The sequence below is a fragment of the Phytohabitans kaempferiae genome (assembly GCF_042433955.1).
GTDB classification, from domain to species: domain Bacteria; phylum Actinomycetota; class Actinomycetes; order Mycobacteriales; family Micromonosporaceae; genus Phytohabitans; species Phytohabitans kaempferiae.
In genome coordinates this window covers 127,657-140,546 of the sequence record NZ_JBHLUH010000012.1, presented here as the reverse complement: position 1 = coordinate 140,546, position 12,890 = coordinate 127,657, and the positions used below count along the sequence as shown (strand labels likewise).

Sequence of the window (12,890 nt, the reverse complement as noted above, 5' to 3'; positions counted from 1 at the left end):
ACCGGCTGGTGTGTCCACGCCCACATTTCCGTCTTCTGGTGCCGTACGGGACGCCTCAGGCACCCGAATTCCTTTTTGATCTGGAAGGCTGGTCGGCCGTGCAGTCCGAACGGATTAACCAAAGGATCATCGTCGGCGCCGCGATCATCGTAGACGGGAAGGTTTTGGCCTGCGCTCGATCTGATCCTCCTGAGATGGCCGGAATGTGGGAGTTTCCCGGCGGGAAGGTCGAGTCGGGCGAATCCGACGTGGAGGCGCTCGTCCGAGAGTGCGAGGAAGAACTCGGGGTGCGGGTCGCCGTGGGCGAGCGGGTCGGCGACGACGTGCTCCTGGGACACGGGCGTGCCGTGCTGCGGGTCTTCACCGCGGAGCTGCTCGACGGGGGCGTGCCACAGGCGCTGGAGCACGAGGAGCTGCGCTGGCTCGGCACCGAGGAGCTGCTCTCCGTGCAGTGGCTGCCGGCGGACGCGCCGATCGTGGCCGCCCTGCCACCGTTCCTGAAGCGCTGAGGCCCGCGCCCCGCTAGGCCCGCGCCGCGCGAGGCGCGGGAAGCGGGCGGAGGCGGCCGTCAGCGGCCTGGGCTGGCGTGGAAGCGCTGAGGGCGCCCCGGAGCATCTCCGGGGCGCCCTCGTCACGCTGAAACCGCTCAGTCCCGCTCGGGGTGGGCGTAGTTGAGGCCCTCCGGCGGCAGCGGGAACTTCACGTCTTCGCCGAACGGCGACGGGCCGCCCGCACGGTCGAACGTGAATTCCCTGATCGGCAGCTTGCCGTCTTCGGCGACCGGCGCGGACTGCGGCCGCGGCACCTCGCGGTGCCAGTTGACCCCTTGCTCCACGTGGGATCCCTCCGTACGTACACCGGTGAGTGCGGAGGCCTGCTCCGCCTCCTCGAGCTGGTCGCGCCGGAAGATCTTCCGGCCCAGCCACACCAGCGGATCGTACCGGCGGTCGACCACGCGCTCCTTCATCGGAATGATCGCGTTGTCGGTGATCTTGATGTGCTCGGGGCACACCTCCGTGCAGCACTTCGTGATGTTGCAGTAGCCCATGCCCATCGTGGCCTGGGCGTACTCCTTGCGGTCCTCCCGCGCGTCGAGCGGGTGCATGTCCAGCTCGGCGGCGCGGATGAAGTAGCGCGGCCCGGCGAACGCCTGCTTGTTCTCCTCGTGGTCACGCACCACGTGGCAGGTGTTCTGGCACAGGAAGCACTCGATGCACTTGCGGAACTCCTGCGAGCGCTCGACGTCGACCTGCTTCATCCGGTACTCGCCCGGGGCCAGCTCCGGCGGCGGCGCGAAGGCCGGCGTCTGCCGTGCCTTGTCGTAGTTGAAGGAGACGTCGGTGACCAGGTCGCGGATCACCGGGAACGTCCGCAGTGGAGTGACCGTCACGGTCTCGTCCTCGGTGAACGTGGACATCCGGGTCATGCAGCCCAGTCGCGGCGTGCCGTTGATCTCCATCGAGCAGGAGCCGCACTTGCCTGCCTTGCAGTTCCAGCGGCAGGCCAGGTCGGGCGCCTCCGTGGCCTGAAGCCGGTGGATGACGTCGAGGACGACCTCGCCCTCGTTGACCTCGACCTCGTAGTCCTTCAGGTCACCGCCGGTCTCGTCACCCCGCCAGACCTTGAAACGACGCTTCGCGCCCATTACTTGGCAGCCTCCTCAGCGAGCGCGTCGAACTCGGCGAGCTCCTCATCGGTCAGATACTTGGAAAGCTCGGCACGGTCGAAGAGCTGGATCAGCTCCGGCCGCATCTTCGGCAGCGGCTTGTGCTCCAGCCGCACCTTGTCGCCGTCGAGCGAGCAGACCAGGTTGACCTGCCGCCACTGCGGGTTCATCGCCGGGAAGTCTTCGCGCGTGTGGCCACCGCGGGACTCCTCCCGCTCCAGCGCCGCCTTCGCGGTGCACTCCGAGACGACCAGCATGTTGCGCAGGTCGAGCGCGAGGTGCCAGCCCGGGTTGTACCGGCGGCCGCCGGTGGCGCTCACCTTGCTGACCCGCTCGCGCAGCTCGGCGAGGCGGACCAGCGACTCCTCCAGCTCGCCCTTGCGGCGGATGATGCCGACCAGGTCGCCCATCACGGCCTGAAGGTCCTGCTGGAGCGTGTACGGGTTTTCCCCGCCGTCTCGCTCCAGCGGCGCAAGCGCGGCCTCCACCGCCCGGTCGAGGTCGGCCGGCGCGATCTTCGGGCGGGCGGGGAGCGCGTCGGCGTACGTGGCCGCGTGCTCGCCGGCCCGCTTGCCGAAGACGAGCAGGTCGCTCAGCGAGTTGCCGCCCAGCCGGTTGGAGCCGTGCATGCCGCCGGAGACCTCACCGGCCGCGAAGAGCCCCTGCACGCTGCCGGCCGCCGCACCAGTGTCCGGATCGACCTCGACGCCGCCCATCACGTAGTGACAGGTCGGCCCGACCTCCATCGGCTCCTTGGTGATGTCGACACCGGCCAGCTCCTTGAACTGGTGGTACATCGACGGGAGTCGCCGCTTGACCTCCTCGGCCGGGAGGCGGCTGGCGATGTCCAGGAAGACTCCGCCGGAAGGGGAGCCGCGCCCCTCCTTGACCTCGTTGTTGATCGCGCGGGCGACCTCGTCACGGGGCAGCAGCTCGGGCGGACGGCGGTTGTTGTCCGGGTCGGTGTACCAGCGGTCGCCCTCCTCCTCGGTCTCCGCGTACTGCTTGCGGAAGACGTCGGGGACGTACTGGAACATGAACCGCTTGCCCTCGGAGTTCTTCAGCACGCCGCCGTCGCCGCGTACGGACTCGGTGACCAGGATGCCCTTGACCGAGGGCGGCCAGACCATGCCGGTCGGGTGAAACTGGAGGAACTCCATGTTGATCAGCGTCGAGCCGGCGCGCAGGGCGAGCGCGTGGCCGTCGCCGGTGTACTCCCAGGAGTTCGACGTCACCTTGTACGACCGGCCGACGCCGCCCGTGGCCAGTACGATCGCCGGCGCCTCGAAGAGCACGAACTCGCCGCTCTCGCGGTAGTAGCCGAACGCGCCGGCCACCTTGTCACCGTCGAGGAGCAGCTCGGTGATCGTGGTCTCGGCGAAGACCCGGATCCGCGAGTCGTAGCTTCCGGTCTCGGCCTTGTCCTCCTGCTGGAGGGAGACGATCTTCTGCTGGAGGGTGCGGATCAGCTCCAGGCCGGTGCGGTCACCGACGTGCGCCAGCCGCGGGTACTCGTGGCCGCCGAAGTTGCGCTGCGAGATCTTGCCGTCTTTCGTACGGTCGAACAGCGCGCCGTACGTCTCCAGCTCCCAGATCCGGTCTGGCGCCTCCTTGGCGTGCAGCTCGGCCATCCGGAAGTTGTTGAGGAACTTCCCGCCGCGCATGGTGTCGCGGTAGTGGACCATCCAGTTGTCGCGGCTGTTGACGTTGCCCATCGCCGCGGCCGCACCGCCTTCGGCCATGACCGTGTGCGCCTTGCCGAAGAGCGACTTGGAGATGATCGCCGTCTTCTTACCGGCCAACCGGGCTTCGATCGCCGCGCGCAGGCCGGCACCACCGGCCCCGATGACGACGACGTCGTAGTGGTGTCGTTCGATTCGCGTAGTCATGTCTGGGCGCCTTTAGTTGATGAACCGGAGGTCCGAGAACCAGCCTGCGGACACGGCCATGATGTAGAAGTCCGTCAGCGCGAGCGTGCCCAACGTGATCCACGCGAGCTGCATGTGCCGCACGTTCAGCTTGGAGACGAACGTCCAGGCGCGGTAGCGCATCGGGTGCTTGGAGAAGTGCTTCAGCCGGCCGCCGACGATGTGCCGGCACGAGTGGCAGGAGATGGTGTACGCCCAGAGCATCACCACGTTGCCGACCAGGATCACGTTGCCCAGGCCGAAGCCGAAGCCCTGCGGGCTGTGGAACGCCAGGACCGCGTCCCACGTATTGATGATCGAGATGATGCCGGCGGCGTAGAACGCGTACCGGTGGGCGTTCTGGAAGATCAGCGGGAAGCGCGTCTCACCGCCGTACTTCTTGTGCCCGTCCGGCACCGCGCAGGCCGGCGGCGACAGCCAGAAGGCGCGGTAGTAGGCCTTCCGGTAGTAGTAGCAGGTGAGCCGGAAGAGCAGGAGGAACGGGAGGCTGAAGGCAGCCTCCGGGATGATCCACCAGCCCGGCAGGAACGTGCCGAAGTGTGCGGCCTCGGGTATGCACCGGTCCGTGATGCACGGCGAGTAGAACGGGGTGAGGTAGTGATAGTCCTCGACCCAGTAGAAGTCGTGCATGAAGACCCGCACGGTGGCGTACGTGACCCAACCGCCGAGTCCGACGACGGTGATGAGCGGGGCCAACCACCACCGGTCCGTACGCAGGGTCTTCGCCGCGATGGCGGCGCGCGCCCGCGCACCCGGCCTCGTTGCCGTAGTCGTCATTCTTTATGTCTCCCTAACGGCGCATCCGCGCGGTTTCGGTGCTACACGTTACGCCGCGTGTTGACGGCCACGTGCATGGGAGTCTTGCGTGTGTCAGGTGGATTACGTAAGTCCAGTGGGTTGTGCAGTAGTTCACTACCTGCCAGACCGGGGTCCGTCGCCGGGTCCGAGGCGGGCCGGCGGAGGTCCAGGAGGCGATTCTCAGAGGTCCGGGCTGGCCAGACGGCGGACGGATCCGTCACAGGAGTCGGGTCCCGCGTCGACCAGTCGCTCGACCACCGGCTTGCCGCGCTGACCCTGCGGCGGCACGAAGAACGCCGGCTCCCCGCCGGCCGCCTGGCCCTCCAGCGCGCCAGCGTAGGCGGCCCGCGCGTCGACCAGCCGGCTCCACGCGTCCAGCCAGTCCTGTCGATGCTCTCGGCGGTCGCCCGGTAGCTGGTCGAGCTCGGCGAGGAAGGGGCGGACGGCCGCGTTCTCGTTGCGCACGGCGGTGGCCCGGGCCCGCGGGTTGGCCGTCGAGCCGGGCGGGGCCACCCGGTTGAGCCGCCGCTCGAGCTCCACGCAGGCGGCCTCGGTGCGGGCCACGCTCCGCTTGTTCTCCTTGGCGCGGTCGGCCAGGCCATCGATCGTGCTGATCACCGCGATGCCGCCGGCGCACGCCCCGACGACGAGCAGGGCGAGCAGCCCGCCGCCGATGGCGAGCAGCCGTCGACGGCGCCGGGTCGCCGGGTCGGCGGGCGGTCGGTCCGGGGCGGTGGCCGGCTTGTCCGGGGGCGTCTCCGCGGGGGTGAGCGCGTCGTCGTCCGTCACGGCGCCAAGTCAAGCACTGCGGCGCTGTGTGATCCACCCCATGATCGCGGGGCGCCCGGCCGGGCGCCCCGCTCCACACGCCCTAGCCCGACGCGCCGCCGGTGAAGTTCCACGAGGCGAGGCGGATGGCGGGCGCCGTACGCCACGCCGCGCCCCAGCCGTCGGGCACCGTGGTCACCTCCGTGCCCACCCCGAGCACCGCGCCCGGGGCCAGCGCCTGCGGGTACGACTGGGTGAACCGGAAGTTCCGGACCGGCTTGGTGATCTCACCGTCTTCGATCAGCCACACTCCGTTGCGGGTCAGGCCGGTCACCACGAGGCTCTTCGGGTCGAGCACGCGTGTGTACCAGAGGTCGGTCACCAGCAGTCCCCGCTCGACGGCGGCGACCAGCGGCGCGGCGGCCGGGTCGACGACCGCGCCGAGTTCGACCCGCGCGCCCGCGGGCCCCGGTTCGAGCCGCATGTTGGTCGGCACCGCCCCGAACCCGCCGCCGCCCGCCACCGCGTGCGCGGTCGACTGCGCGCGTGCCTCGGCCGCCGTACGCCGGTCGTGCGCCACCGTCATGGTCATGCCGGAGGAGACGAACACCACACGGCGCTTCGGCATGCCCTCCGCGTCGAACGGGAGCCCCAGCCCTCCCGGGCCGGCCGTGTCGTCGACCAGCGTGATCGCGGCGTCGAACTGCTCCGCGCCGGGCTCGGCGAACGACCGGCGCTCGTTGTACGCCTTGCCGTTGAAGCCGTACATCGCGAAGTTCTGGAGCAGGTCGGCCACCGCCGGGGCTTCGAGCACGACCTCGTACCGGCCCGGTGGCAGCTCGACCGCGCCGGTGCTCGCGCGGGCCTTCGCGGCGGCCCGGGCGCCGAGCGCGGCACCATCCACGTCGGAGAGCCGGCCGCTGGCGAGGCGGGCCAGCCCGTCCGCGCCGTCGATCCGGGCGATCGCGTCCATCGCCACCTCGGCGGTGCGGCCGCTGACCGACTGGCCGGCCGAGTTGGCGAACGTCCCGGTCACGTGCAACGTGCGGCAGTAACCGGCCGTCTCCAGCCCGCCGGCGGCGGCGACGAACGCGTGTACCCGATCCGCCCGCGCGTCGGGCGACGCCTGTGCGGTGGCCTCGTCCCAGTTGCCCTCGCCGTCCAGCGGCGCGGGCGGGGTGAGGCCGGGCCAGCCGGCGTCGGGCGGCAGCAGCCGGGCCGCCTCACGGGTCCGCCGCACCAGCCCGGCCAGGCCCTCGTCGGTGGTGACGGTGGTCGAACCGGTCGCGGTCCGCCCGTCCGCGTGCAGGCGCAGGCGTACCGACGTGGTGGCGTCGGCGACGTTCTGGTGGATGAACGAGTTGGCGAAGCGGGTCAGCGCCAGCGCGGTGTGGCCGACGAAGACCTCCGCCTCGACGCCCGGGCCGGCCATCTCCAGGACCCGGCGAGCGATCTCGTTCATCAGCCCTTCACTCCCACCCGAACGTTCTGGAACCTCGCCGGAGCGGCGGGGTGGCCGGTGTGGCCGATCTGGCCGGGCTGCCCCTTGCCGCAGTTGGGGGTACCCCACGGGACGATCTCGGAGGAGAGCATGTCCATCGAGCGCCAGAAGACCGGCCCGATCCCGGTGTACGTGGGGTTGCGCAGCAGCCGCCCCTGCCTGCCGTTCTTGACCTCGTACGCGACCTCGGTGCCGAACTGGAAATTGAGCCGTTTGTCGTCGATCGACCAGGAGCGGTTGGTCTCCATGAGGATGCCGTCGTCGGTGGCGGCGATGATCTCTTCGAGCGTGTGCGGCCCGGGCTCCAGCCCCACGTTGGTCATGCGCACCATCGGCAGGCGGGCCCAGCCGTCGGCGCGTACGCTGCCCGCGTAGTCGAGCCCGGCGACCGCGGCCGAGTCGCGCCCGGCCAGCACGCCGACCCAGCGCCCCTCGCGCACCGCGTCGCGGCGGGCGGCCGGCGTGCCCTCGTCGTCGAAGCCGAAGCTGCCGAGCGCGCCGGGGATCGTCGGGTCGATCGTGATGTTCATCAGCTCGGACCCATAGTGGAGGCTGCCGAGCTGGTCGAGGTCGAGCCAGGACGTACCGGCGAACGCGGCCTCCCAGCCGAGGATCCGGTCCAGCTCGATCGCGTGCCCCACCGACTCGTGGATCTGTAGGGCCATCTGTTCGCCGCCCAGGATCAGCGTGGTCTCGCCCTCCGGGCAGAGCGGCGCGCTGAGCAGGGCGCGCGCCTCCTCGGCGGTGCGGGCCGCGTGCGCGCCCAGGTCGAGCGCCCGGACGAGCTCCCAGCCGCTGGTGCCGTACTGGCCGCGGTAGGCAGGGTAGCTGCGCCGCTGCACCTCACCGTCACCGATCGCGGTGGACGAGATCCCCGCCCCGCACTCCCGGATGTGCTGGTCGATCCGGTGCCCCTCGCTGGAGACGAACCACTTCTCGGTGTCCCAGATCTGGTACAAGCCCTCGGCCACGTCGGCGCCGTGCTCGCGCATCGTCTTGGTCGCGTACACCAGCAGGTCGCCCTTGTCGGAGAGGGGCACCGCGAGCGGGTCGATCTCGCAGGCCGAGGCCCACGAGCCGGCCCCGGCACCGACCGGCGCCAGGTCCGCGGCGGGCCCTGGTACGCGCGCGCTGGCGGCCGCGGTCTTCGCGGCCCGGCCACCGGCCGCGCGGGCGGCGGCATCCGACAGATCGGGTACGGCGTAGAAGCCCCATCCGCTCCCGACGAGCGCCCGGACGCCTATGCCGGCGTCCTCGTTCTGGCTGAGATCCTCGATTTCGCCGTTTCTGGCGGACATCGCCTCGTAGCGCCGGTGCATCACCCGGGCGTCGGCGTAACGCGCCCCGGCGTCCAGCGCGGCTTGCACCGCGGCGGTAGCCACGTCGAAGTGGGTCATGAGAAACGACCCTATGCGCCGATCAGCGCGGTGGCAGCAACGACTCCGGACGGATGTCGACCGTTACCGGCTCGATGAGCCGCAAGACGTCACCAGGCCGAACGGTAGCGTGCCGGACGTACGCGTTGTTCTCCAGTCGGTGCAGCACCAAGGTCCCTGTCTCGTGGTCGATCAGCAGGTACCACGGGATGCCAGCCTCGGCGTAGTAGTGCATCTTGAGCACCTTGTCCGTCGCCGCGTTGCTGGGTGAGGTGACCTCGCACACCAACCTCGCCCGGTCAGCCGGAACAACGCGATCGTCGAAGTCGATCGCCGACGTGATAGTCAGGTCGGGAATCACGATGGTGCCCGGTTTCAGCCGCAAATTGATAGCCGCGTGGACGTATAGACCGCGTGCCTCGCAGGGGGCGTCGAGCCTAAGCAGAAGTTTGCCGCAGATGCGCTGGTGGCGTGGGGTAGGGGAGGAGCTCACATGCAGGTCGCCCTCGAAAAGCTCGACCCGGTCCTCGGTCTCGCCGAGCGCAAGGTACTCCTCCTCAGTCCAGGGAAAGTGGTGATCGGTTGGGATCACCGCCGTCATCGTCATCACCTCCAGAGCGTCTCGATCCCGTGCATGTTGGTGCAATCCTCCCACGGGATTTACCTACGCAGGGCACTGTGGTGGACGCGGTCGTACCTTTGGCCGGTGGCGACGGCGGCGGTGCCGGCCTTGAGGTCGTAGACCACCGACCACTGCGTGTGGCCCTGCCGGAGCGTGCGCAGCAGGCTCATCGCGCCGCCCGGGTCGAGCCGGCCGCCCGCCGAGGTCAGCTCCTTCGAGCCGGTCGCGTAGCGCCAGTCGGCGTCGCGCTCGGCCGCGCTTGACGTACTCAGGTTGAAGTTGGTCATCAGCTGCCACCGGCCGTCGCCGCGGGTGACGGTCATCGTGCCGGTCGCGAACTCGATGACCGCGGAGTCGCCCTTGGCGTCGGCGACCAGGTAGTGCAGCGCGGGCGCGCCGCTCCAGTCCAGCGTGTACGACTCGAAGACGCGGACGGCCTCGTCGACCGTGCGAGCGGTGTCGAGGGCGAGGCGGACGACCGCGAGCGAGCCGACCACCGGGGCGCCCGGGCGTACCTGCGCCTGGCCGTCGACCTGGGCCATGCCGACCGCGAGGCCGTGCTCGTTCAGGCCGTCGAAGGGGAGCGTGGGGGCCAGCAGCAGGTCGCGCCTTGACGCGGGGTCGTCGAGCTTCGCCAGCCGGGCGTGGTCGAAGCCGAGGTAGGAGAGGTCGACCAGCGAGATCGAGTCGTACGCGTCGGGCGGGCGGGAGTGCAGCACGAGCGCCGGGTTGTGGTCCCAGTCGAAGTTGCGACCGAGCACCGGGCGGGCGGCGTCGCCCGCGGCGAGGAAGACCGTGCACGCGAACGTGTCGCGGTCGGCCGGCAGCGCGATCTCCCGGGGCTTGGCGCCGGGCGGTGCGAGCCTCGGCGCCGGCCCGTCGTACGTCATCTCGAAGAGTGGATGGTCGTCGATGCGACGTAGGCTGGCGAGCGCGCGCTCGGACTGGTCGGCGCCGGGCGAGTAGGTGAGCGTGTGAAACGTGAGCGCCTCGGCCCGGGAGGCGGGCGCGGGCGTGGCGCCGTGGCAGCCCGCCAGCGCGAGCAGTCCGGCCGTGAGGGCGCGCCCCAGGAGGGTGGAGCGCCGAGCCGCCATCTCATTACGGTAGCGGCTGCTGACAGGAGACCTCGTTGTAGCTTATTTTCATCTCCAGCGATGTACTGCAAGGTTCTCTACGAGTGCGAGGTGCCGTGGGATCGACCGCCGACCCGTACCTCCAGGTGCGTGACCTTCGCGTGCGGTTCACCACCGAAGACGGCGTGGTGCGGGCGGTCGACGGGGTCTCGTTCGCGGTGGAGCGAGGGCGGACGCTCGGCATCGTCGGGGAGTCCGGCTCCGGCAAGAGCGTCACCAGCCTCGCGGTGCTCGGCCTGCACGATCCCAAGCGCGCGGCCATCAGCGGCGAGATCCTCGTCGGCGGTCGCGACATCGTGGGCCGCACAGACGAGGAGGTACGCCGGCTGCGCGGCCGTGACATGGCGATGATCTTTCAGGACCCGCTCTCCGCGCTGCATCCGTACTACCCGGTGGGCCGGCAGATCGAGGAGGCGTACCGGGTGCACCATCCGCGCGCCGGGCGGGGCGAGGCGCGGCGGCGCACGATCGAGATGCTCGACCGGGTCGGCATCCCGCAGCCGGAGCGGCGGGCGCGGCAGCATCCGCACGAGTTCTCCGGCGGCATGCGGCAGCGGGCGATGATCGCGATGGCGCTGGTCAACGACCCCGACCTGCTGATCGCCGACGAGCCCACGACCGCGCTCGACGTGACCGTGCAGGCGCAGATCCTCGACCTGCTCGAAGACCTGCAGAAGGAGTTCAACTCGGCGATCGTGCTGATCACGCACGACCTGGGCGTGGTGAGCCAGGTGGCCGACGACGTGCTCGTGATGTACGGCGGGCGTGCGGTCGAGCACGGCAGCGTCGAGCAGGTGCTGCGGGCGCCGCGACATCCGTACACCTGGGGGTTGTTGTCGAGCGTGCCCTCCCTCCACGGCGACGCGGACGCGGACCTGGTGCCCGTCCCCGGCAGCCCGCCGAGCCTGATCAACCTGCCGCCGGGCTGTGCGTTCCATCCCCGCTGCGCGTACGCGGACGAGCGCTCGCGCACCGAGGTGCCGGAGTTGCGCGCGGTGGCCGCCGGGCACCTCGTCGCCTGTCACCGCCCGGGAGTGGTCAATGCCGGCTGAGCTGCTGCGGGTCGAAGGGCTGACCAAGCACTTCCCGGTGCGCGGGCGGGGCCTGGTGCGGGCGGTCGACGGGATCGACTTCGAGGTGGCCGGCGGCGAGACGCTCGGGCTGGTGGGCGAGTCGGGCTGCGGCAAGACGACCACCGGGCGGATGCTGGTGCGCCTGCTGGAGCCGACCGGCGGGCGGATCGTCTTCGAGGGGCGGGACATCAGCCACCTCGGCCGGCGCGGGCTGCGGCTGCTGCGGCAGGACCTCCAGATCATCTTCCAGGACCCGTACGCCTCGCTGAATCCCCGGCACACCGTCGGGCGGATCGTCGCGATGCCGATCGAGGTCAACGGCGTGCGGCCGCCGGGCGGCGTCAAGCAGCGCGTACGCGAGCTGCTGGAGCTGGTCGGCCTCAATCCGGAGCACTACAACCGGTATCCGCACGAGTTCTCCGGCGGGCAGCGGCAGCGCATCGGCATCGCGCGGGCGCTCGCGCTGAGCCCCAAGCTGATCGTCGCGGACGAGCCGGTCTCCGCGCTCGACGTGTCGATCCAGGCCCAGGTGATCAACCTGCTTCGCGGGCTCCAGCGCGACCTGGGGCTGGCGTTCGTGTTCATCGCGCACGACCTGGCGGTGGTGCGGCACTTCTGCCAGCGGGTCGCGGTGATGTACCTCGGGCGGATCGTGGAGATCGGCGACCGGGAGCAGATCTACGAGTGGCCGCGCCATCCGTACACGCGCGCGCTGCTCTCCGCCGTACCCGATGTCACCGCCCCGGCGAAGGCGAACGGGCGGATCCGCCTGGCCGGCGACGTGCCCACGCCGCTCGACCCGCCCTCGGGATGCCGCTTCCGTACGCGGTGCTGGAAGGCCCAGGACGTCTGCGCCACGATCGAGCCACCGCTGGAAAACGGCGTGGCCTGTCACTTCCCGGAGGGAACCAACCAGCTCAGCCCGGAGGGAACCAACCAGCTCAGCCCGGAGGGAACCAACCAGCTCAGATCGGAGGGAACCGGCCAGCTCAGCTCGGAGGGAACCGGCCAGCTCAGCTCGGAGGGAGACGAGGGATGAGCCTCTCCACGGAGATCCCGACCGTCGCGCCGCCACCGCCCACAGAGGTCGACGTCGCCGGCCGCTCGCCGGGGCAGCTCGCCCGGGCCCGCCTGCGCCGCGACCGAGTGGCGATGGTCAGCGGTGGCGCGCTCGTCTTCTTCCTGCTCGTCGCGATCCTCGCCCCGCTGATCGAGCTGGCGTACGGGGTGGGGCCGTACGAGCAGTTCCAGGACAAGCTCAACCGGTACGGCATGCCGCTCGGCTACGCGGGCGGTATCTCCGGCGACCACTGGTTCGGCCTCGAACCCAACTCGGGGCGGGACATCTTCATCCGCCTCGTGTACGGCATCCGCACCTCGCTCTTCATCGCCATCACGGCCGCCCTGCTCACCTCGCTGATCGGCATCACGCTCGGCGTCCTCGCCGGCTACCTGGGCGGCTGGGTCGACGCGGTGATCGGCTGGATCACCGACTTCGCGCTCGCGCTGCCCTTCCTGATCTTCGCGCTCGCCGTGATGCCCACTGTGGAGCTGCGCTTCTACGGGCCGCGCGACGAGGTGCCGACCTGGTTCCGCGTGGTGGTGCTGATCGCGATCTTCGCCGCGTTCGGTTGGACCGGCATGGCCCGCCTCGTCCGTGGGCAGGTGATCTCGCTGCGCGAGCGGGAGTTCGTGGAGGCGGCACGGGCGAGCGGTGCCGGGCTGGGGCACATGCTCTTCCGCCAGCTCCTGCCCAACCTGTGGGCGCCGATCCTGGTGTCGTTCTCGCTTGCCGTGCCGGCGTACGTGACCGGCGAGGCGGCGCTCTCGTTCCTCAACATCGGCATCCGCGACCCCACGCCCGACTTCGGAGTGATGATCTTCCGGAGCATCGACTACCTGCAGGGCGACCCGGCGTACGTCTTCTTCCCGGGCGTCACGATCTTCGCCCTCGTGCTGGCCTTCAACCTGTTCGGCGATGCGCTGCGCGACGCGCTCGACCCGAAGTCCTCGCGATAGGAGCAG

At 70.3% G+C, this 12,890-nt stretch carries 12 protein-coding genes; 4 read left to right on the top strand and 8 right to left on the bottom strand.

What is annotated here, in order from left to right:
• The first annotated feature begins 80 nt into the window (after positions 1 to 80).
• Entirely contained in the window at positions 81 to 509 is a 429-nt protein-coding gene (locus ACFFIA_RS10240) for a (deoxy)nucleoside triphosphate pyrophosphohydrolase (RefSeq protein WP_377249723.1), read from the top strand.
• A gap of 137 nt (positions 510 to 646) precedes the next feature.
• On the opposite strand, the gene ACFFIA_RS10235 is transcribed toward ACFFIA_RS10240, so the two are convergent.
• From ACFFIA_RS10235 to ACFFIA_RS10200, 8 genes are all read right to left on the bottom strand, one after another.
• Complete coding sequence (locus tag ACFFIA_RS10235; RefSeq protein WP_377249090.1) at positions 647 to 1,645, bottom strand: succinate dehydrogenase/fumarate reductase iron-sulfur subunit; 999 nt, start codon at positions 1,643 to 1,645, stop codon at positions 647 to 649.
• The gene (locus tag ACFFIA_RS10230) at positions 1,645 to 3,555 is read right to left on the bottom strand and encodes a fumarate reductase/succinate dehydrogenase flavoprotein subunit (protein ID WP_377249087.1); all 1,911 of its coding nucleotides are present in this window, start codon (positions 3,553 to 3,555) and stop codon (positions 1,645 to 1,647) included. The genes ACFFIA_RS10235 and ACFFIA_RS10230 overlap by 1 nt, the downstream gene beginning before the upstream one ends.
• Before the next feature lie 12 nt (positions 3,556 to 3,567).
• Positions 3,568 to 4,371: a succinate dehydrogenase subunit SdhC gene (sdhC, locus tag ACFFIA_RS10225; RefSeq protein WP_377249084.1), complete on the bottom strand. Its 804-nt coding sequence runs from the start codon at positions 4,369 to 4,371 to the stop codon at positions 3,568 to 3,570.
• A 201-nt stretch (positions 4,372 to 4,572) separates the two neighbouring features.
• Positions 4,573 to 5,181 (bottom strand): hypothetical protein, encoded by a 609-nt coding sequence (locus ACFFIA_RS10220; protein WP_377249081.1) that lies wholly within the window; start codon positions 5,179 to 5,181, stop codon positions 4,573 to 4,575.
• An 82-nt stretch (positions 5,182 to 5,263) separates the two neighbouring features.
• Positions 5,264 to 6,622 (bottom strand): TldD/PmbA family protein, encoded by a 1,359-nt coding sequence (locus tag ACFFIA_RS10215; RefSeq protein WP_377249078.1) that lies wholly within the window; start codon positions 6,620 to 6,622, stop codon positions 5,264 to 5,266.
• The gene (locus tag ACFFIA_RS10210; protein WP_377249075.1) at positions 6,622 to 8,058 is read right to left on the bottom strand and encodes a TldD/PmbA family protein; all 1,437 of its coding nucleotides are present in this window, start codon (positions 8,056 to 8,058) and stop codon (positions 6,622 to 6,624) included. The genes ACFFIA_RS10215 and ACFFIA_RS10210 overlap by 1 nt, the downstream gene beginning before the upstream one ends.
• Before the next feature lie 22 nt (positions 8,059 to 8,080).
• Entirely contained in the window at positions 8,081 to 8,638 is a 558-nt protein-coding gene (locus tag ACFFIA_RS10205) for a Uma2 family endonuclease (RefSeq protein WP_377249072.1), read from the bottom strand.
• A gap of 59 nt (positions 8,639 to 8,697) precedes the next feature.
• Positions 8,698 to 9,753, bottom strand: coding sequence for a carcinine hydrolase/isopenicillin-N N-acyltransferase family protein (locus tag ACFFIA_RS10200; protein WP_377249069.1), 1,056 nt, complete (start codon positions 9,751 to 9,753; stop codon positions 8,698 to 8,700).
• An 83-nt stretch (positions 9,754 to 9,836) separates the two neighbouring features.
• Here ACFFIA_RS10200 and ACFFIA_RS10195 point away from each other — a divergent pair, with 83 nt between their 5' ends.
• From ACFFIA_RS10195 to ACFFIA_RS10185, 3 genes are read left to right on the top strand one after another with little or no spacing between them, the layout of a single operon-like run.
• Positions 9,837 to 10,844, top strand: a complete 1,008-nt coding sequence (locus ACFFIA_RS10195; RefSeq protein WP_377249066.1) for an ABC transporter ATP-binding protein — start codon at positions 9,837 to 9,839, stop codon at positions 10,842 to 10,844.
• Positions 10,834 to 11,904 carry an ABC transporter ATP-binding protein gene (locus tag ACFFIA_RS10190; protein ID WP_377249063.1) on the top strand — a complete coding sequence of 357 codons (1,071 nt, stop codon included), beginning with the start codon at positions 10,834 to 10,836 and terminating at the stop codon, positions 11,902 to 11,904. Before ACFFIA_RS10195 ends, ACFFIA_RS10190 begins: the two co-directional genes overlap by 11 nt.
• On the top strand, positions 11,901 to 12,884 hold the full coding sequence (locus ACFFIA_RS10185) for an ABC transporter permease (protein ID WP_377249060.1): 984 nt from the start codon (positions 11,901 to 11,903) through the stop codon (positions 12,882 to 12,884). The genes ACFFIA_RS10190 and ACFFIA_RS10185 overlap by 4 nt, the downstream gene beginning before the upstream one ends.
• Positions 12,885 to 12,890 lie beyond the last annotated feature (6 nt).

What these genes read in the sequence shown, in the direction of transcription:
- ACFFIA_RS10210 (WP_377249075.1), bottom strand. Translation starts at nt 8,058, where the DNA reads ATGACCCACTTCGACGTGGCTACCGCCGCGGTGCAAGCCGCGCTGGAC.
- ACFFIA_RS10205 (WP_377249072.1), bottom strand. Translation starts at nt 8,638, where the DNA reads ATGACGGCGGTGATCCCAACCGATCACCACTTTCCCTGGACTGAGGAG.
- ACFFIA_RS10190 (WP_377249063.1), top strand. Translation starts at nt 10,834, where the DNA reads ATGCCGGCTGAGCTGCTGCGGGTCGAAGGGCTGACCAAGCACTTCCCG.
- ACFFIA_RS10215 (WP_377249078.1), bottom strand. Translation starts at nt 6,622, where the DNA reads ATGAACGAGATCGCTCGCCGGGTCCTGGAGATGGCCGGCCCGGGCGTC.
- ACFFIA_RS10200 (WP_377249069.1), bottom strand. Translation starts at nt 9,753, where the DNA reads ATGGCGGCTCGGCGCTCCACCCTCCTGGGGCGCGCCCTCACGGCCGGA.
- ACFFIA_RS10230 (WP_377249087.1), bottom strand. Translation starts at nt 3,555, where the DNA reads ATGACTACGCGAATCGAACGACACCACTACGACGTCGTCGTCATCGGG.
- ACFFIA_RS10235 (WP_377249090.1), bottom strand. Translation starts at nt 1,645, where the DNA reads ATGGGCGCGAAGCGTCGTTTCAAGGTCTGGCGGGGTGACGAGACCGGC.
- sdhC (WP_377249084.1), bottom strand. Translation starts at nt 4,371, where the DNA reads ATGACGACTACGGCAACGAGGCCGGGTGCGCGGGCGCGCGCCGCCATC.
- ACFFIA_RS10185 (WP_377249060.1), top strand. Translation starts at nt 11,901, where the DNA reads ATGAGCCTCTCCACGGAGATCCCGACCGTCGCGCCGCCACCGCCCACA.